At 72.2% G+C, this 19,086-nt stretch carries 17 protein-coding genes; 1 reads left to right on the forward strand and 16 read right to left on the reverse strand.

All coding sequences use genetic code 11. The annotated features are described in order from the left end of the window. Window positions 1-15: 15 nt before the first annotated feature. From ACIQIB_RS01730 to ctaD, 5 genes are all read right to left on the reverse strand, one after another. Complete coding sequence (locus tag ACIQIB_RS01730) at window positions 16-1,572, reverse strand: hypothetical protein (RefSeq protein ID WP_363605911.1); 1,557 nt, start codon at window positions 1,570-1,572, stop codon at window positions 16-18. Window positions 1,573-1,582: 10 nt separating this feature from the next. After that, window positions 1,583-3,166 (reverse strand): pyridoxal phosphate-dependent decarboxylase family protein, encoded by a 1,584-nt coding sequence (locus ACIQIB_RS01735; RefSeq protein WP_400756204.1) that lies wholly within the window; start codon window positions 3,164-3,166, stop codon window positions 1,583-1,585. A gap of 435 nt (window positions 3,167-3,601) precedes the next feature. Beyond that, entirely contained in the window at window positions 3,602-4,552 is a 951-nt protein-coding gene (locus tag ACIQIB_RS01740; protein ID WP_363605913.1) for a M56 family metallopeptidase, read from the reverse strand. A 3-nt stretch (window positions 4,553-4,555) separates the two neighbouring features. After that, window positions 4,556-4,981: a BlaI/MecI/CopY family transcriptional regulator gene (locus ACIQIB_RS01745; protein ID WP_363605914.1), complete on the reverse strand. Its 426-nt coding sequence runs from the start codon at window positions 4,979-4,981 to the stop codon at window positions 4,556-4,558. A gap of 109 nt (window positions 4,982-5,090) precedes the next feature. Continuing rightward, window positions 5,091-6,749 (reverse strand): cytochrome c oxidase subunit I, encoded by a 1,659-nt coding sequence (gene ctaD, locus ACIQIB_RS01750; RefSeq protein ID WP_400756311.1) that lies wholly within the window; start codon window positions 6,747-6,749, stop codon window positions 5,091-5,093. 275 nt (window positions 6,750-7,024) lie between these two features. Here ctaD and ACIQIB_RS01755 point away from each other — a divergent pair, with 275 nt between their 5' ends. Further along, a complete protein-coding gene (locus ACIQIB_RS01755) occupies window positions 7,025-7,495 on the forward strand; it encodes a hypothetical protein (protein WP_363605916.1) in 471 nt (156 codons plus the stop codon). Between the two features lie 146 nt (window positions 7,496-7,641). Here ACIQIB_RS01755 and htpX read toward each other — a convergent pair whose 3' ends face one another. From htpX to ACIQIB_RS01810, 11 genes are all read right to left on the reverse strand, one after another. Then, a complete protein-coding gene (gene htpX / locus ACIQIB_RS01760) occupies window positions 7,642-8,505 on the reverse strand; it encodes a zinc metalloprotease HtpX (protein ID WP_363605918.1) in 864 nt (287 codons plus the stop codon). Between the two features lie 142 nt (window positions 8,506-8,647). After that, window positions 8,648-10,282, reverse strand: a complete 1,635-nt coding sequence (locus tag ACIQIB_RS01765; protein WP_400654446.1) for an NADH-quinone oxidoreductase subunit N — start codon at window positions 10,280-10,282, stop codon at window positions 8,648-8,650. A gap of 2 nt (window positions 10,283-10,284) precedes the next feature. Then, entirely contained in the window at window positions 10,285-11,841 is a 1,557-nt protein-coding gene (locus tag ACIQIB_RS01770) for a NuoM family protein (protein WP_400756205.1), read from the reverse strand. 56 nt (window positions 11,842-11,897) lie between these two features. Then, a complete protein-coding gene (locus ACIQIB_RS01775) occupies window positions 11,898-13,934 on the reverse strand; it encodes an NADH-quinone oxidoreductase subunit L (RefSeq protein ID WP_400756206.1) in 2,037 nt (678 codons plus the stop codon). Next, entirely contained in the window at window positions 13,931-14,302 is a 372-nt protein-coding gene (gene nuoK, locus ACIQIB_RS01780) for an NADH-quinone oxidoreductase subunit NuoK (RefSeq protein ID WP_400756207.1), read from the reverse strand. Before nuoK ends, ACIQIB_RS01775 begins: the two co-directional genes overlap by 4 nt. Then, window positions 14,302-15,009 (reverse strand): NADH-quinone oxidoreductase subunit J, encoded by a 708-nt coding sequence (locus ACIQIB_RS01785; RefSeq protein WP_363605922.1) that lies wholly within the window; start codon window positions 15,007-15,009, stop codon window positions 14,302-14,304. The genes nuoK and ACIQIB_RS01785 overlap by 1 nt, the downstream gene beginning before the upstream one ends. Continuing rightward, window positions 15,006-15,566, reverse strand: a complete 561-nt coding sequence (locus ACIQIB_RS01790; protein ID WP_400756208.1) for a NuoI/complex I 23 kDa subunit family protein — start codon at window positions 15,564-15,566, stop codon at window positions 15,006-15,008. The genes ACIQIB_RS01785 and ACIQIB_RS01790 overlap by 4 nt, the downstream gene beginning before the upstream one ends. Next, on the reverse strand, window positions 15,563-16,516 hold the full coding sequence (locus ACIQIB_RS01795; protein ID WP_363606055.1) for a complex I subunit 1 family protein: 954 nt from the start codon (window positions 16,514-16,516) through the stop codon (window positions 15,563-15,565). Before ACIQIB_RS01795 ends, ACIQIB_RS01790 begins: the two co-directional genes overlap by 4 nt. Window positions 16,517-16,518: 2 nt before the next feature. Next, window positions 16,519-17,664 (reverse strand): NADH-quinone oxidoreductase subunit C, encoded by a 1,146-nt coding sequence (locus tag ACIQIB_RS01800; RefSeq protein WP_400756210.1) that lies wholly within the window; start codon window positions 17,662-17,664, stop codon window positions 16,519-16,521. Beyond that, window positions 17,661-18,305, reverse strand: coding sequence for an NADH-quinone oxidoreductase subunit B family protein (locus tag ACIQIB_RS01805; protein WP_363605925.1), 645 nt, complete (start codon window positions 18,303-18,305; stop codon window positions 17,661-17,663). The genes ACIQIB_RS01800 and ACIQIB_RS01805 overlap by 4 nt, the downstream gene beginning before the upstream one ends. After that, window positions 18,296-18,712 (reverse strand): NADH-quinone oxidoreductase subunit A, encoded by a 417-nt coding sequence (locus ACIQIB_RS01810; RefSeq protein ID WP_400756212.1) that lies wholly within the window; start codon window positions 18,710-18,712, stop codon window positions 18,296-18,298. Before ACIQIB_RS01810 ends, ACIQIB_RS01805 begins: the two co-directional genes overlap by 10 nt. Window positions 18,713-19,086 lie beyond the last annotated feature (374 nt).

A 19,086-nucleotide genomic window follows, 5' to 3' on the forward strand; every position in this document is an offset into this window, starting at 1 on the left:
GGTGTCGGGTCCGCGCTAGCCGCGGTCCCGGACCAGCGGCACCTTGCCCACGCTCGTCCGCTCGATCTCGGTCGAGGACCGGGGCACGAAGGTGAGCAGGAACCGGTAGCCGGTCTTCTCGATCGACGCCGGATTCGCCTCGCCCTGGTTGAACAGGGACAGGGCGCGCGGCAGGGCGTTGACGAAGACGCGCTGCAGCCCGTACGGCCCGAGCCCGGTGTCCGCCCGGTAGGTCAGGCCGGGCACGTCGTCCACCGAGGCGAGCAGCGTGATGGTCCTGCTCTCCCGGTGGTTCACGAACTGGATCTCGTGCGCCACCTCGTCCAGGTCGACCGTCCCGGCCCGCCGCAGCTCGTCCCGGAGGGCCTCGTAGGCGCGCCGGGCGGAGTACTGGCTGTCGTTCAGGTGCAGGATGTCCCCGGTCCGGCCGGCGAACTCGAACTGCTCGGCCTTCAGCCCGGGCCCGTCCAGCCGCGGCCGGCGGATCATCCGGTCGCCGAGCTTGAGCCGCAGCAGCGGCGCCTCGTGGGCGTGCAGCCGGGTGACGACCAGCTCGCCCTCCTCGCCCTCGGCGACCCAGCGGCCGTGCTCGTCCACGATCTCCACCAGGTGCAGACCGGGGACCGCGGCCAGGAAGGGCGACTCCTCCCGCAGCTGGAGGCCGATGGTCTCGGCCTGGGTGGCGGCGAAGTAGCTGAGGATCGCCAGGTTCGGGTACATCGCCTGCAGTTCGGCCCGCTTGCGCTGCGGCAGCACCCCGCTGCCGTACAGCGCGACCCGGAAGCTCTCCTTGGCCTCCCGGCTCATCCCGGCGCCGAGTTCACCGAGGATCGCGATGCCCGCGGTGATGCCCATCAGCGCCTTGGGGCCTGGGTAGGAGAACATGTGCTCCAGGACCGGGGCGGTCACCGGGCCGGCGCCGATGTAGTTGATGCCGGGCACGTTGGCCAGCACCCCGCCGACCATGGTGCCGCTGCTCCACATCTGGTAGTCGGCCAGCGTGGTGTAGAGCCACTTGGGATCGGTGCCGCCCAGGTACTCGTCGAGCTGGTACGTGCCCATGAAGTGGCCGGCCACCTCGTAGGTGTCGCGCAGCTCCCGCAGCGAGTAGACGGTCTCCAGCGGGCGGCCGCTGGTGGTGCCGCCGCTGGCCACGATCTCGAAGCCGCCCGCCGCGATCGGCACCACCATGCCGGGGCGGCCGTCCATGAAGAAGTCGCGCTGGACGTCCTTGTCGGAGAGCGGGACGCGCTGCCAGTCCTCGTACGTCGCGGGGGCGCCGGCGATGCCACCACCGGCCAGCCGCTCGCGCCAGAGCGGGTTGAGCAGCGCGGTGTTGACCATCTGCTGCAGCCGGCGCAGCACCAGCGCGTCCTGCACCTCGTGCGGGAGCTCGCTGTACGGGGCGTGGCAGGCCCGCTCGGCCTCGCGCATCCGGCTGAGGAAGGTGGGGAGCTTGCCGACCGCGTCGACCGAGTCCGGCTTCAGCTCCCAGTCGGGGATCAGCCGGACCGCCAGCTCGGCGGCGTCGACGGTCGGCGTCCGGGTCTGCGGAACGCTCACTGGGCTCATCGTCGAATTCCTATTCACTGTCGCTGCTGTGGTCGCGGTGGCGCAGGCCGTATCCGGCCCGCCTGATCTCGCCGAGCAGCATCCGGAAATGCTCGGTGGTGGTCCGGTGGTTCATCATGACCACCCGCAGGGCGGCCACCCCGTCGATGTCGACCTTGGAGATGAAGAAATTGCCCTGGATTTTGAGCCGGTTCCGGATATCCAGCTGGAGGCGGTGCACCTCGTTCTCGCCGAGGCCGTCCGGCAGGTGCCGGAAGCAGAGGATGTTCGCCTCCGGCCGGTGCACGGGTTCGAAGTCCGGCTCGTCCACCAGAATGCGGTGGATATCCTCGGTCAGCTGGCAGAGGTATTCGATCTTCTCCGCGAAAAGGGCCCGCCCGTGGATGCTCCAGAGCGCCCACAGCGGCATGATCATCGGGCGCTTGGTGCACTCGAAGTTCTTGTCCCCGCTGTCCAGCGCCGTGTAGATGTCCGGCTGCTCGTCGAAAACGTAGCTGGCCTGCTGGCGGAATGCCCCGAGACTGTCCCGTTTGTCCCGGTAGAACAGCAGGGTGCAGGGCGCCGGGACGAACATCATCTTGTGCGCGTCCCAGGTCAGCGAATCCGCCTTCTCGATTCCGCCGAGCTTTCCCCGGAGTTTGTCGGAGACTAGCAGGCTGGCGCCGTGGGCACCGTCCACGTGCAGCCAGATGCCCTTCTCCCGGGCGAGGTCGGCGAGCCCGTCGATCGGGTCGAAGGCGCCCACCGCGGTGGTGCCGGCCGAGGCGACCAGGCAGAACACCTCCAGCCCGCGCCGCTCGGCCTCGGCCAGCGCCGCGCGCGCCCGGTCCAGGCAGATCCGCTGGTCGGCGCCGAGGGGCAGGCGGACGAGCTGCTCGTCGCCGATCCCCATCACCCCGGCCGCCCGCGAGACGCTGTAGTGCACGTCCGCGCCGACCGCGATGGCGGGCCGGGGCCGCCCGGCGAGCGCGCCGCCGCCCTGTGACCAGTAGTCCGGGAAGTGCTTGTTCCGCGCCGCCAGCAGCGCGGTGAGATTGGCCAGGGAGCCCCCGGAGGTCGTCACCATGGCGAAGCTGTCCGGTTCCCACCCGATGAACCGGTTGAGCTCCTCCGCCATGATGCGTTCCGCCACATTGGGCAGCTGGCCCGCCTCGTAGAACGAGGACGGCTGATTGACCACCGAACTCACGAAATCGACGACCCCGGCGAGCGGGATCACCCCCGAGAACTGCCGCCCCATGGCCCCGGGAGAATGGACCTGGATTCCGGTCCGGACATAGAGGTCGACGATTGCCGACAACCGCTCCTCGTCGAAGGCGGCGATCCGGTCCCGTTCCGGGGTCATCAGCCCGCGGGCCGTCTTGGTCAGGATTTCGGGATCGGTGAGTTCGAGCCCTCGGATCGCCACGTCGGCCAGGTGCTTTTCCAGCCGGCTGGCCACCGATTCGGTACTGGCCCGGAACAGCCGGGCATCGAACACCTCGGCCAGGGTGCCGGCCCACAGGGTGGTGGCCGCGATCGGGGCGGTGCGTAACTGACGCCTGGTGTCACGTTGCTGGATAACGGGGGCCGACTCTGCTCGGGCTTCCGCCACGGGATGTCTCCCAAGAATTCCGCTGACCGGCCTGCGGTCAACTCGGCATACGTGATTGGTCCTTACTTCGCGTCAAGATTGTCGACACCCCGGCGGCCTGTCCAGCCCCGTCACCCCTAGGAGTGATAAGTTCAGATCACAAATCGATAGTTAAGAAAATATGACTATCGATCGGCCGGTCGGCCGGTTTTTTCGGACCCGCAGACCGGCCCGGAACGGCGGCTTCTCCACGGAAGGCACGCCCTCACCAAGGGAGGAATCGATTCCGCACAGCCCGGCACCGGCGTGCAAAACGCCGCGCACGCCCTCATATGCAGCCGGGCGCCCCCTTGGGCGCCATGCATACGAACCCCTGCCTCAATAGAACAGGAAGGAACAAACGTTCGATCGACGGCCGCCGACCAGGCCAGGGCCGGCCCCGAGGGCACGGCGGGCCTACAGCGGCGTAACGGCCTTCAGCACCAGCAGCAGCGCGACCGCCGCGTTGAGCGCGCAGAGCGCCGACGCCGCGGTACCCACCGCGGCGACCATCGCGGCCAGCCCCGCCCGGGTGTGCGCCGGCGGCCAGTTCCGCGTGGACGGCACCGGGCCGAGCAGCGCGGCCACCCGGCGCGGCACCGGGCCGGGAACGGGCGCCGGGGCGGCGAAGGCCGCGAACCCGGGGGTCGGCGCCTGGCGCGAGACCAGCGCCGCCCGCGCCACCGCGCGCGCCGTGATCCGCCGGTCCCCCACCGCCTGGGCCGACTCCTCGTCCGCCCAGCGCTCCGCACTGAACGCCACCGCCTGCCGCAACGGCCGCAGGAACGGGTTGACGCTGCCCGCCAGCTGAGTGGTCAGCAGATAGCGGTGGTGCCGGTGGACGAGGTGCGCCCGCTCGTGCGCGAGCAGCGCCTCCCGCTCGTCCTCGGCCAGCCCGGCCAGCATGCCCGTCGACACCACCACCCGCCCGGGCGACCCGGGCAGCGCGTACGCGTACGGGCTCTCGTCCGGCAGCACCGCGAGATCGTCGGCCGGCCCGGCCGGCAGCCCGTCCAGCGCCCGCCGCGCCCGGGCCCGCACCCGCAGATGCCGCACGACCGTCCGCAGGCAGGCCCCGGTCACCACGACCAGCAGGCAGATCGCCGCCGTGCCGACCGTCTCGTGGTACGGCAGCGCCGCCCGCACCTCCGGGTCGGACCAGCTGTCCGGCAGCGGGTTGCCCGGGATCTGCGCCGTGCCCACCACGCCGATCAGGCCGAGGCAGAGCGCACTGCACACCGCCATCACCGCGCTGATCACGGTCAGCAGGCGGGTCGCGGCCCGCGGATGCAGATGCTGCTCGGTGAGACGGGCGATCGGCACCGCCGTCAGCGGCAGGATGAGCGGGAGGAAGACGAAGAAGCCCACGGGTCAGCTCTCACGGTCGGCCACTGCCGGATCGGCGGACGCGGTGTCGAGCAGCGCCCGCAGCAACTCCTCGTCGTGCGGCAGCAGAGCACTGACGAAGCTGGCCAGCACGGCGTCCCGGTCGGCCTCGCCGTCGAGCATCCGGCGCATCCGCAGCGCGGCCAGACCCGCCGCGTCGGAGGACGCCTGCCACAGGTACGAACGGCCCGAACGCGTCCGGGAGACGGCCTTCTTGGCGTGCAGCCGGGACAGGATGGTCATCACGGTGGTGTACGCCAGGTCGCCGTCCAGCCGCTCCTGCACCCACCCCGCCGTGGCCGGTCCCGGCGCTCGCTGGAGCACCGCCAGGACCTGGGCCTCCAGCTCGCCCTGGCCGCGCCGCCGGGCACGCGGATCCCCGGCCGCCTGGCCGTGTCTCTCCTCTGCCATGACGGCCACTCCCTCCGGATGGTGCGCCCCGCGGCCGGCGGGACACGCTGTCATCCTAACGAGCGGCCCGGGGCGGCAGCGCGGCCCGGCAGCGCGGCGGCCCGGCCGGTCAGCGCAGCGGTTCGCGCGCGTTCTCCCGCCGGTCGAGCGCGGCGATCCCGGGGTGGTGCAGGTCGAAGGCCGGGGACTCGGAGCGGATCCGCGGCAGGGTGACGAAGTTGTGCCGCGGCGGCGGGCAGGAGGTGGCCCACTCCAGCGAGCGGCCGTAGCCCCACGGGTCGTCCACGGTGACCTTCTCGCCGTACCGCGCGGTGTGCCAGACGTTGTAGAGGAACGGCAGCGTGGAGATCCCCAGCAGGAAGGATCCGATGCTGGAGACGGTGTTCAGGGTGGTGAAACCGTCGGCGGCCAGGTAGTCGGCGTAGCGGCGGGGCATGCCCTCGGCGCCGAGCCAGTGCTGCACCAGGAAGGTGGAGTGGAAGCCGACGAAGAGCGTCCAGAAGTGGATCCGCCCGAGCCGTTCGTCCAGCATCCTGCCGGTGAACTTGGGCCACCAGAAGTGGAAGCCGGCGAACATCGCGAAGACGACGGTGCCGAAGACCACGTAGTGGAAGTGGGCGACGACGAAGTACGAGTCCGAGACGTGGAAGTCGATCGGCGGGGCCGCCAGCAGAACGCCCGTCAGACCGCCGAAGAGGAAGGTGACCAGGAAGCCGACCGTCCAGAGCATCGGCGTCTCGAAGCTCAGCGAGCCCCGCCACATGGTGCCGATCCAGTTGAAGAACTTCACCCCGGTCGGCACCGCGATCAGCATCGTCATGATCGAGAAGAACGGCAGCAGCACCTGCCCGGTGACGAACATGTGGTGCGCCCAGACCGTGACCGACAGCCCGGTGATGGTGATGGTCGCCCCGATCAGGCCGGGGTAGCCGAAGACGGGTTTGCGGCTGAAGACCGGGATCACCTCGGTCACGATGCCGAAGAACGGCAGCGCGATGATGTACACCTCCGGGTGGCCGAAGAACCAGAACAGGTGCTGCCAGAGCAGCGCCCCGCCGTTGGCCGCGTCGAACACGTGCGCCCCGAACTTGCGGTCCGCCTCCAGGCAGAGCAGCGCCGCCGCCAGCACCGGGAAGGCGAACAGCACCAGCACCGCCGTCAGCAGGATGTTCCAGACGAAGATCGGCATCCGGAACAGCGTCATCCCGGGGGCCCGGAAGCAGACGACGGTGGTGATGAAGTTGACCGAGCCCAGGATGGTGCCGAAACCGGAGAACGCCAGCCCCATGATCCACAGGTCCGCGCCGATGCCGGGGCTGTGCTCGGCTCCGTTCAGCGGCGCGTAGGCGAACCAGCCGAAGTCGGCCGCGCCGTCGGGGGTCAGGAATCCCGCCATGACGATCAGCGAGCCGAACAGGTAGAGCCAGTAGGCGAGCGCGTTCAGCCGGGGGAAGGCCACGTCGGGCGCGCCGATCTGGAGCGGCATGATCCAGTTGGCGAAGCCGGCGAACAGCGGCGTCGCGAACATCAGCAGCATGATCGTGCCGTGCATGGTGAACAGCTGGTTGAACTGCTCGTTGGAGAGCAGCTGGAGCCCCGGCCGGGCCAGCTCGATCCGCATCAGCATCGCCATCACCCCGCCGGCCAGGAAGAACAGGAACGCGGTGGTGATGTAGAGGGTGCCGATGCGCTTGTGGTCGGTGGTGGTCAGCCAGCCCACCAGGGCCTGGCCGCGGCGGCGCCGCCGGACGGAGAGCCAGCGGTCCAGCCGGGGAGCGTGCGACGGGTGCGGGGCCTGCTCCACGACGTCCTGCGGCAGAAGAGTCACGCACCGCGCCTTCCGTGCTCGGGGCCGGACCGGGCCCGGACAGTGGTCGGACAACCACTACCAGTCGCCGCCGGTGGGCGTCCGGGGCACGCACGACGCGTCACCCGAACAGGCGCGGCCCGGTTGCCGGCCGCCCGGGCCCGGCAGACGGTCGAAGTCCGAATGTCCGTTCGGCTTTTGGAGGAGCACATGTCCGTTCGGCCCTGGAGGAGCAGATGAACAGCGCTTCGGGCACCCCGCCGGCCGGCCCCGAGCAGCCACAGCCCTGGCGCGCCGGGTCCGGCGCCCCGCCCGGGCAGCGGTTCAGCGACTGGGCCCCCGGCCTGGTGATGTTCGCGGGTGTCCTGATGCTGCTGAACGGCTTCATGGAGGTGCTGCGGGGCATCATGGCGGTCTCGAACGACGAGCTGTTCATCGCCACCCCGCGGTACGTGTTCCGGTTCGATCTCACCGGATGGGGCTGGATCGAGATCGTCGTCGGCGCGCTGGTCGCGGTGGTCGGTCTCTTCGTCCTCCGGGGAGCCGCCTGGGCCCGGTACGCCGGTATCGTCCTCACCGTGCTGAGCGCCGCCGAGAGCTTCCTGTCCATGCCGTACTACCCGCTCTGGTCGCTCGTCGTGATCGCGCTCGACGTCTTCATCATCTGGGCGCTCTGCGTCTACCGCCCGGAGCAGGCCGCGCACTGACCGCGCTCCGCGCCACCCGGCACCACAGGCCCGTCCACGCGCCCGTACCCCCGCTCAGGTACGGGCGCGCTGCGTGACCGGCTGACCCGGGCCGCGCCAGGGCCGACACAGGGCTGCCAGGGCCACCCGGGCCGCGAGCCGGCGGCTCAGCCGCGGTGGCCCGCCATCCGCTCCAGCCGGGCGATGCGCTCGGCCATCGGGGGGTGGGTGGAGAACAGCTTGGCGCCGGCCTCGCCGGGCCGGAACGGGCTGGCGATCATCATGTGGCTGGCGGTCTGGAGCTGGGGCTCCGGCGGCAGCGGCAGCTGCCTGGTCCCGATCTCCAGCTTGCGCAGGGCGCTCGCCAGGGCGAGCGGGTCACCGGTGATCCGGGCGCCGTCGGCGTCGGCCTGGTACTCGCGGGAGCGGCTGACGGCCAGCTGGATCAGCGAGGCCGCGAGCGGGCCGAGGATCATGATCGCGAGCATCCCGAACAGCCCCGGGCCGTCGTCGTCCTCGCTGCGGCCGAAGGGGATCAGCCAGGCGAAGTTCACCAGGAACATCACCACCGAGGCGAGCGCCCCGGCGACCGAGGAGATCAGGATGTCCCGGTTGTAGACGTGGCTCAGCTCGTGCCCCAGCACGCCCCGCAGCTCGCGTTCGTCCAGCAGCTGCAGGATGCCGTCGGTGCAGCAGACGGCGGCGTTGCGCGGGTTGCGGCCGGTGGCGAAGGCGTTCGGGGCCGGGGTCGGCGAGATGTAGAGCCGGGGCATCGGCTGGCGGGCCGAGGTGGAGAGCTCGCGGACGATCCGGTACAGCTGCGGCGCCTCGATCTCGCTCACCGGGCGGGCCCGCATCGCGCGCAGGGCGAGCTTGTCGCTGTTCCAGTAGGCGTAGGCGTTGGTCCCGAGGGCGACCAGCAGGGCGATCACCAGACCCGTACGGCCGAAGAAGCTGCCGATCACCAGGATCAGCGCCGAGAGGCCACCGAGCAGTGCGGCGGTCCTCAGTCCGTTGTGCCGGCGGTGCACGGCAGGCCCTCCAATGGTGCGCGGTGGGGAAGCCCTTTCTGCCTCGTCCCTCTGCCCGCTCAACGGGTGGGGCCGTCGGCCTTGTTCCCTTGTGACCACCGCGACACCCGGTCGCCGGATCCCCCGCACCGCCGGCCGGGGCTCAGAACAGCGTGCCGCCGGCCACCTGGAGGACCAGCTGCGGAGCCACCGAGAGCACCACGGCGGCCGAGGCGGTGAGGCCGAGGGTGGCGGCCAGCGAGGCGGGCAGCCGTGGCTCGGGGGCCGTTACCGCCGCCTTCCCGCCGTCCGCCGCCGGCGCGAAGAGCCGCGCCGTCCAGAGCAGGTAGTAGTACAGGGCGATGACCACATTGACGGCCATCACCACGGCCAGCCAGCCCAGCCCGGAGTCGACGGCGGCGCGGAACACCACCACCTTGCCGAACAGACCGACCACGCCCGGCGGCAGCCCGGCCAGGCAGAGCAGGAAGAAGGCGAGCGCCAGAGCCGTCCAGCGGCGCCGGGCGAACAGGCCGCGGAAGTCGTCGACCCTGGTCCCGGCCCGGCGGCCGACGGCGGCGACCACACCGAAGGCGCCCAGGTTCACCACGCCGTAGATCAGCGCGTACGCGGCGGTGGCGCCGAGCGGGTCGGTCCCGGTGGGCGCGTAGCCGGCGGCGGCCAGCGGCACCAGCAGATAGCCGGCCTGGCCGACGGAGGACCAGGCGAGCAGCCGCACCGCGCTGTACGAGGTGTCGAAGCGCTGGCGCAGCGCGCCCACGTTGCCGACCGTCATGGTGACGGCGGCCAGCACCGCGAGCGCCAGACCCCAGGTGTGCGCGTACGGGCGGAAGGCGATCGTGGTGACCAGCGCCAGACCGGCCAGGCCCGCCGCCTTTCCGACCACCGAGAGGTAGCCGGCCACCGGCAGCGGGGCACCGGTGTAGGTGTCGGGCACCCAGAAGTGGAACGGGGCGGCGGCGACCTTGAAGGCGAAGCCGACCAGGGTGAGCACCGCACCGGCCTCGGCCAGCGGCTTGAGCTGTCCGGGGACGCCGTCCAGGCCGTGGCCGATCAGCGCGAGGTGCAGGCTGCCGCTGGCGGCGTAGACGAAGCCGACGCCCAGCAGCATCACGGCGGTCGCGGTGACGGAGGAGAGGAAGAACTTCAGCGCGGCCTCGGCACCCCGGCCGTCGCGGCGCAGCGCGACCAGCGCGAAGGCCGGCAGCGAGGCCACCTCCAGGGCGACCACCAGGGTGGCGAGGTCACGGGCGGCGGGCAGCAGGGCGGCACCGGTGGCGCTGGAGAGCAGCAGGAACCAGTACTCGCCGCGGGGCAGCCCCGCGGCGGAGCCGCCGCCCGGCGCCTCCTCGTCCACGGTGTGCATCGACAGCAGCGCGGCGATCAGCGCGCCGCCGAGCGCCAGCAGCTGGAAGACCAGGGCGAAGTGGTCGGCCACGTACGAGCAGCCGGCGTTCTGGGCGTCGGTGCCGGTGTCCCGGACGCAGAAGGTGCCCCGGGGCCCGCCGCCGGTCAGCGGGAGGAGGGAGACGAGCGCGAGGGCGAGTCCGGCCGCGGTGAGCCGGCCGAGCAGCTTCTTGTGGCGCGCGGGCAGGAAGAGGTCGGTGACCAGCACGGCGAGGGCGGCCACGGCGGCGATCAGCGGGGGCGCGATCGCCACCCAGTCCACGGACTGGATCAGGCTGCCCGGGTTGGCTACGGCGAGGGAGGTCACAGTGGGCTGCCCCGTGGAGTGAGGTCCGAGTGCGAGCTGGGCTCCGAGCGCGGTGCCGAGCATGATCAGCCACCCCCGAGGAGGTGCTTGACGGCGGGATCGGAGAGACCGAGCAGGAGCGCGGGCCAGAGGCCGGCGAGCAGGGTGAGGGCGGCCAGCGGCGTCCAGCTGACGGCCTCGTACGGGCGCAGATCGGCGAGCTCCGGCACCGGGGCGGGCTGCTTCGGGTCGCCCATGCAGACGCGCTTGACCACGATCAGCAGGTACGCGGCGGTGAGGAGGGTGCCGAGACCGGCCAGGACCATGTAGGTGACGAAGGCGGGGCGCGACAGGCCCTCGGCCGGATCGAACGCGCCGAACATCGCGAGCAGCTCGCCCCAGAAGCCGGCCAGCCCGGGCAGGCCGAGGCTGGCGACGGCCGCGAAGGCGAGCAGCGCGCCGATCCGCGGCGCCCGCCCGTAGAGGGCGGCGCCGGTGGAGCCGGCGAGGGTGTCGAGGTCCGCCGTGCCGTAGCGGTCCTTCAGCGCGCCCACCACGAAGAACAGCAGGCCGGTGATCAGGCCGTGGGCGATGTTGGCGAACAGGGCACCGTTGACGCCCACCGGGGTGAGGGAGGCGATGCCCAGCAGCACGAAGCCCATGTGGCCGACGGAGGAGTAGGCGATCAGGCGCTTGAGGTCGCCCTTGGCTCCGGACCGGGCGAGCGCGAGGCAGACCAGCGAGCCGTAGACGATGCCGACGGCGGCGAACGCGCCCAGGTAGGGGGCGAGCGTCGCGGTGCCGTCGGGGACGACCGGGAGGAGGACGCGGACCAGACCGTAGGTGCCCATCTTCAGCAGCACACCGGCGAGCAGCACGGAGCCGACGGTCGGGGCCGCCGTGTGCGCGTCCGGGAGCCAGCTGTGCAGCGGCCAGGCGGGGGCCTTGACCGCGAGCCCGATCATGATCGCCAGTGCGGCGATCACCTGGGTGGTGTGGCTCAGGCCGCTGCCGTGGGCGGCGGCCAGGGCCTGCATGTCGAAGGTGCCCGCCTTGCTGCCGACCAGCAGGAAGCCGAGCAGCATCACGGCCGAGCCGAGCAGCGTGTACAGGATGAACCGGTTGGCGGCCGGCACCTTCGCCCCGCTCCCCCAGCGGGCGATCAGGAAGTACATCGGGATCAGCACGATCTCGAAGGCCAGGAAGAAGAGCACGAGGTCCAGCACCGCGAAGGTGGCGAGCATGCCGGTTTCGAGGAGGAGGAAGAGCCCGGTGAAGGCCCGGGCGGAGGGCACGTGTTCCCCGCTCGGCAGCCGCCGCTCCGAGTACAGCGCGCAGAGGAAGGTGAGCAGCGAGGTCAGCACGATCAGCGGCAGCGAGACGCCGTCCACACCGAGGTGGAAGCGCACACCGATGGCCGGGATCCAGGACACGTCGGTGGTGGCCTGCATCCGGGCGGGCTCGTCGTGGTCGAAACCGGCCGCCAGGATGACGGTGAGGACGAGGACGGCACCGGTGAGGACGGTGTTCAGCCGCAGCGCGCGCCGGTCGGCGACGGCCGGGTCGGTGCCGAACACCGGCGCCAGGGTGAGGGCCGCACCGAGCAGCGGCAGTGCCAGGAGGGCGATGAGGACTGCGTTCATCGGTGGCTCCTACGGGCTGCGGTCGGCTGGACGGGGTGGGTCGGCTGGGGCATGCGCTACACCGCCACCAGGACGGCCAGCAGCACGACGCCGGCGAGCAGCGCGCTGAGGTAGGTCTGCGCGTTGCCGGTCTGCGCCAGCCGGACGGCCCGGCCGAGCAGGTTGGCGCCGAGCCCGCCGCTGCGGACGTACGTCTCGACGACCTCGCGGTCGAGGAAGCGGACGAGCCGCGCGGCGGCGGTCACCGGGCGGACGAACAGCGTGCTGTAGAGGCGGTCGACGCCGAAGCCGTGCCGGGCCGGGCCGAACAGCGGGCCGAGCAGGGTGCGCCCGGGGTCGGCGACGATCACCTCGGCGGCCGGGGCACCGGCCTGCCCGGGCACCCGGCCCTCGGCGGCGCGGGCCGGCCGGCCCGCGCCGAGCCGTGCGGTCGCCGACCGCCAGGCCCCGTACGCCAGCAGCACGCCCACCAGGGCGAGGCCGGTGCCGGTCACCGCGGTGACCGCCGACGGCCGCAGCGAGCCGCCGTCCAGCAGCGCGGGCAGCCAGTCGGAGCGCAGGCCGGCGACGCCGAAGCCCATGGTCGGGACGGCGAGCACCCAGAGCGGCCAGCGCATCGCGGGCGGCTCGGCGGTGGCCGGGTCGGCCTCGTCCACCTCGGGCGAGTACGGCGCGTCCGCCTCCGGCCCGGCGGCCGCGGCGGGAGCGGCAGCACCGGCGGCGGCCGCCGGGCCGTGGAACGCCACCAGGAACAGCCGGGTCGCGTACGCGGCGGTGATCAGCGCGGTGAGCCCGGCCGAGATCAGCACGATCCAGCCGGCCGTCTGCGGCACGGCCGAGGCCGGGCCGAGGCCGTTGGTCAGCGCCTCGCCGTTGGCGGCGTGCTCGGCCGCGGTCAGCACCGCCTCCTTGCTGAAGAAGCCGGAGAACGGCGGCAGCCCGACCAGGGCGACCAGCGCGATGCCCATCGTCCAGTAGGCGTCCGGGACGCGCCTGCGCAGCCCCGGCATCCGGGACATCGCGGAGATCGAGTTGGTGTGCGCGGCGTGGATCACCACACCGGCGGCCAGGAACAGCAGCGCCTTGAACGCGCCGTGGCTGACCAGGTGGAAGACGGACGCCTCGCGGTCGCCACTGGCCAGCGCGCCGGCCATGTAGCCGAGCTGGCCGACGGTCGAGTAGGCGAGCACCCGTTTGAGGTCGTCCTGGGCGAGCGCGCAGAGCGCCGAGCCGATCATCGTCACGGCGGCCATCACCGCGAGCACGACCAGCGCCGCGCCCGAGAGCAGGAAGACCGGCAGCAGCCGGGCGACCAGGTAGATGCCGGCCGCGACCATGGTGGCGGCGTGGATCAGCGCGGAGACCGGCGTCGGGCCGGCCATCGCGTCCGGGAGCCAGGTGTGCAGCGGGAACTGCGCGCTCTTGCCGGCCACACCGGCGAGCAGCAGCAGCGCGATCAGCGTCGGGTGGCCGAGCCGCCCGTCGGTGGCCGCGGTCAGCACGTCGGGGATCCGGAAGCTTCCGGCGTCGGCGCCGAGCAGGAAGATGCCGAACAGGAACGGCACGTCGCCGAGCTTGGTGACCAGGAAGGCCTTCAGCGAGGCCGAACGGGCGTCGGCGGTCTCCCAGTGGTGGCCGATCAGGAAGTACGAGCAGATGCCCATGACCTCCCAGCCGACCAGCAGCACGATCAGGTCGCCCGAGTAGACGACCAGGAACATCGCCGCCGTGAACAGCGAGACCAGCGCCGCGTAGGACGGGTAGCGCGGGTCGTCCTTGAGGTAGGCGGTCGAGTAGACCTGCACACAGGTGGCGACCAGGCCGACCAGGACGGAGATCAGCGAGCTGAAGCCGTCCAGGTGGATACCGAGCGCGATGTCGGGGCCGCCGGTCGGGGTGAGCCGGGTGGCGGCGTCAAGCGTCTGGCCGGTGCCGAGCTGGAGCGCGACGACCAGGGCCAGCACGGCCGAGACCGCGACCGGCACGATCGCCAGCGGCCGGGCCAGGCCCGGGGCGCGCCGGCCGGTGGCCAGGGTGGCCGCGGCGCCGAGCGCGGGCAGGGCGGGGACGAGGGCGGGCAGGGCGAGGTTCATACGGCGGCCTGGCCCTTCAGCGCCTCGGCGCCGGCGGGCGCCCCCTCGGCGGTGGACTCGGACGGGTCGCCGAGCGCGGTGACCCTGTCGATGTCCGCGGTGCCCCGGGCCCGGAACAGCAGCAGGACGATGGCGAGCCCGAGACCGATCTCGGCGGCGGCGATGGTGATGGTGAACAGGGTGAGCGCCTGGCCGGCGTGGAGTGAGTCGCGCAGCCAGGCGTCGAAGGCGACGAGGTTGAGGTTGACGGCGTTGAGCATCAGCTCGACCGACATCAGCACCAGGACGACGTTGCGCCGGGCGAGCACGCCGTACACGCCGACGCTGAACAGCAGCGCGGCGAGGACGACGGGGTAGGCGAGATGCATCAGCCCTCCTGCGGCGGGGTCGTCGAGGCGGGACCGGCCGGCGCCCCGGGCGTACCGGCGGCCTTCGCCGCGGCGGCGGCGACGGTCACGTTGGACCCCACCGGCCGCCCGGCCCGCAGTCGGCCGGCCCGGGGCGGCGGCACCCGCCGCCCGGCCCCGCGCGACAGCACGATCGCCCCGACCAGCGCCGCCAGCAGCAGCACCGAGAGCGCCTCGAAGGGCAGTACCCAGGTCCGGAACAGGCTCGCGCCCGTCACGGCCGCCGAGCCGCCGCCCGCACCGAGGTCGATCCAGGAGGTCCGGAAGGCGTCCACGACCAGCGTCACCAGGGTGCCGGCCGAAGCCAGCGCCACCACCAGGGCCACCCACCGGTTGCCCGAGTCGGCGTCCGGCGAGCGCCCGATCGGCGCCTTGGTGAGCATCAGCCCGAACAGCACCAGCACGACCACCGAGCCGAGGTAGATCAGCACCTGCACCCAGGCGATGAACTCGGCGGTGAGCAGCAGGAACTCCACCGCCAGCCCGCCGAGCGCGACGACCAGCCAGAGCGCGGCGTGCACCAGCTGCCTGGTGGTGACGGCGACCACGGCCGAGCCGAGCACGGCGATGCCGACCAGCAGGAAGACGATCTCCACCCCGGTCGGGGAGAGGAAGGACCGGGCGGCCGGATCCAGCGGCCCGGTCGCGGCGAGCAGCAGCGGGCTCATTCCGCGGCACCTTCCTCGTCCGAAGCCGCGGCGGCAGCGGCGGCGGCCAGCTTGTCCGCCGCCTTGCGCGCGGTGGCGATCTCCTTGGGCTCCTCGGCCGCCGGGTCCAGCGCCGGTGGCGCCGGGACGGTCCACATCCACTCGCGGAGCCTGTCCCGCTCATGGGTCAGTTCCAGGATGTCGGTCTCCGCGTACTCGAACTCGGGCGACCAGAACAACGCGTCGAACGGGCAGACCTCGATGCAGATCCCGCAGTACATGCAGAGCGAGAAGTCGATGGCGAACCGGTCCAGCACATTGCGGGTGCGGGCGCGGGCGTTCGGGTCGGCGGCCGGCAGCGTCTCCTTGTGGGAGTCGATGTAGATGCACCAGTCCGGGCACTCCCGGGCGCAGAGCATGCAGACCGTGCAGTTCTCCTCCAGCAGCGCGATCACGCCGCGCGAGCGCGGCGGCAGCGCGGGCTGCACCTCGGGGTACTGCGCGGTGACGCTCTTCTTCGTCATCGTCCGCAGAGTGACGGCCAGGCCCTTGGCCAGGCCGGCGCCGGGGAAGCTCATGAGATCGCCACCTTGATGATGCCGGTGAGGGCGAGCTGGACGAGGGCGAGCGGGATCAGCACGAGCCACGCGAAGCGCATCAGCTGGTCCTCGCGCAGCCGCGGGAAGGTGACCCGCAGCCAGATCACCACGAAGGCCAGCGCGAAGGTCTTCAGGATCGTCCACAGCCAGCCGAGCTGGTCCGGCAGCGGGCCGTGCCAGCCGCCCAGGAACAGCACCGCGGTCAGCGCGGACACCACCAGGATGCCCACGTACTCGGAGAGCAGGAACAGCGCGAAGCGCAGGCCGGTGTACTCGGTGTACGCGCCGAAGATGATCTCCGAGTCGGCGACCGGCATGTCGAACGGCGGGCGCTGGAGCTCCGCGAGGCCGGCCGTGAAGAACACGAACGCGCCGATGATCTGCCACGGGATCCAGTACCACTGCCAGGCGTCCATGATCCCGGGCAGCGACAGCGTCCCGGCGGCCATCGCGACGGAGGCGGCGGCGAGCACCATCGGCAGCTCGTACGACATCAGCTGCGCGGCCGTGCGTAGGCCGCCGAGCAGGGAGAACTTGTTCGCCGAGGCCCAGCCGGCCATCAGCTTGCCGAGCACGCCGACGCCGAGCACGGCGAGGACGAAGAACAGGCCGGCGTCCACCGCCTGGCCGACGAAGCCGTCCGGGCCCACCGGGATCGCGAGCAGCACGAACAGGTACGGCAGCAGCGAGACGGCGGGCGCCAGCTGGAAGATCCGGCGGTCCGCCCCGGCCGGGACGATGTCCTCCTTCTGCGCGAACTTCACGCCGTCGGCGACGAGCTGCGCCCAGCCGTGGAAGCCGCCGGCGTACATCGGGCCGAGGCGGCCCTGCATGTGCGCCATCACCTTGTGCTCGGTCTGGCCGATGACCAGGGGGAGGGTGAGGAAGACGACGAGCGTGGCGACGCAGCGCAGCAACGTGTCGAGCAGGTTCACGCGCTGTCTCCGTCCTGGTCGGCCGGTGCGGCCGGCTTCTCGCTCCCGGTCCCGGGCTGCTCCGCGCCGTCCGGTTCCGCCGCGCTCCCGGGCTCGTCGTGCGCGGGCACCGGCGAGTGCCAGGGCGCGTCGGCGGACCGGGTACGGGCGGGCGCCGACCGCTCCGGCTTCGGCTCGGCGTCCTCGGCGGGCTCAGCGGGCGCGGCAGCCTCGGCGGGCTCAGCGGGCTCAGCGGGCTCAGCGGGCGCAACGGGCTCAGCGGATGCGGCAGGCCCGGCGGCCTCGGCGGCCTGGCTGACCGACCCCTCGCCGACGGTCCTGGTCCGCCTCGGACGATCCGCCCGCACCGGCGCGGCACCCTCGGCCGCGGGCGTGCCCTCGGCGGCACCCTCGCCGCCCTGGCTGACCGACCCCTCGCCGACAGTCCTGGTCCGCCTCGGACGATCCGCCCGCACCGGCGCGGCACCCTCGGCACCGGCCGCACCAGCACCGGCCGCCGCACCGGCCGCGGCCCGCGGCGTACGCGCCGCCCCCGCCGCCCGCGCGCCACGCGCGGGCCGCTCGGCGACCGGCGGCAGGGTGCCCTTGAGCGGCCCCCACTCGTTCGGGTCCGGCACACCGGCCGGCTGCATCTTGCGTCGCGCCGGCCCGTCGCCGTGGTCGGACTCGCCCGGCTCCTTGGCACCCGGCCAGGCCTTGGCGACCCGGGCCGCGAGGACGAACTCCTTGCGCAGCGGGTACCCCTCGAAGCCGTCCGGCAGCAGCAGGGTGGCCAGGTAGGGGTGCCCGGGGAAGTCGATGCCGAACATCTCGTGGGTCTCGCGCTCGTGCCAGGCGGCACCGGCGTACACCGCCACGGCGGTCGGCAGCGCGGCCTTGTCACGCGGTACCCGGGTGCGCAGCACCAGGTGGCGCACGCCGGGGGCTTCCGGGGCGGCCAGGTGCGCGACCACGGAGAAGCCCTCGGCCAGCTCGTCGACGGCGCTCAGCCAGTCGAAGAAGGCCAGGCCCAGCCCGTCCCGGGCGGCGGTCAGCGCCTCGATCCAGTGCTCGGCGGGCACGTCGACGGTGATCAGCCCGTATGCCTCGGCGCCGGTGGCCCACTCGCCGACCGACGCCGCGTACTGCTCGGCGGTGCTCATGAGGCCCCTCCCTCGGGTGCCGGGCCGGCCACCAGCGGACGCCGCAGCGCCGCGGCGGGCGCGGCGTAGCGGGCGGGCAGCGATTCGGCGGCGATCTTCTCCTGGAGCTTGAGGATGCCCTGGAGCAGCGCCTCCGGCCGGGGCGGGCAGCCGGGTACGTAGACGTCGACCGGGATGATCTGGTCCACGCCCTTGGTGACGGAGTAGGAGTCCCAGTACGGGCCACCGGAGTTGGAGCAGGCGCCGAAGGAGATGACGTACTTCGGCTCGGGCATCTGCTCGTAGAGGCGCTTGACGGCGGGCGCCATCTTGTCCGTCACCGTCCCCGAGACGATCATCAGATCGGCCTGGCGCGGCCCGGGCGCGAACGGAATGACACCCATCCGGATGAAGTCGTGCTTGGCCATGGACGCGGCGATGAACTCGATCGCGCAGCAGGCCAGGCCGAAGTTGAAGCACCAGAGGCTGTAGCGGCGGCCCCAGTTGAGCACGACCTTGACCGGGTCCGGCGCGAGCCTGGCCAGCGGGCCGATACCGTGCGGCTCGACCGCGGCGCCGGGGCGCGACGGGTCCGGGAGGCCCAGCGGGACGGGGCCGCCGGCGGCGCCGTGCCCGTGCGAGTGGTTGTGCGTCACGTCCATTCCAGAACGCCCTTCTTCCAGGCGTAAAGCAGCCCGACCGCGAGGAAGCCGATGAAGACGAACATCTCGATCAGCGTCCCGGCGCCGTACCCGTCGGCGGCGAAGACGGTCGCCCACGGGAACAGGTAGATCGCGTCGACCGCGAAGATCACGTACAGGAAGGCGTAGACGTAGTAGCGGACCTGCGTGTGCGCCCAGTCCTCCCCCACCGGGTCCACGCCGCACTCGTAGGCGAGGAGCTTCTCCGGCGAGTACACCACCGGCCGCAGCAGCCGGTTGGCGGTGAACGCCACGGCGACGAAGAGCACGCCGACGACGGCGAGCAGGCCCATCGCGGCATACGCGTCGAAGTAGCCGCTGCCGACCGCCGGGTCGGCCGCGACGGCAGCCGCCTGCTGCCCCTCCATGCCTTCGCCTCCACATCGGCCGTGAAAACCGCCCTACAAGGCAGTTCTACGACGTTTCTTTACACAGTCATAACCATCGCCAATGCGTGAGTCTAAGTGCACGGCTCCCCACCCCCGCACCCCGCCCGATCCGCAAGACGGCCGGTGGACAACCCGTGGACACCCCGGCGCCGCACGGCGGTCTCCCCCGAAGGTGGGGTTAACCCCCGCCCGGGGAGACGTATCACCCCCATGGCCACGCCCCGCCCCCTCCGGGGAAGCTTGGACCACCAGCTCGATCAAGAGGGACGGTAGATCCAGATGAAGCCTCTGCACCGCCGCGCCGCGGATGCCATCAGAGAGCAGGACGCGCGCATCGGACGTGCCCCGCTGTA

It is taken from the genome of Kitasatospora sp. NPDC092286, from assembly GCF_044755565.1.
Taxonomy (GTDB): Bacteria; Actinomycetota; Actinomycetes; order Streptomycetales; family Streptomycetaceae; genus Kitasatospora.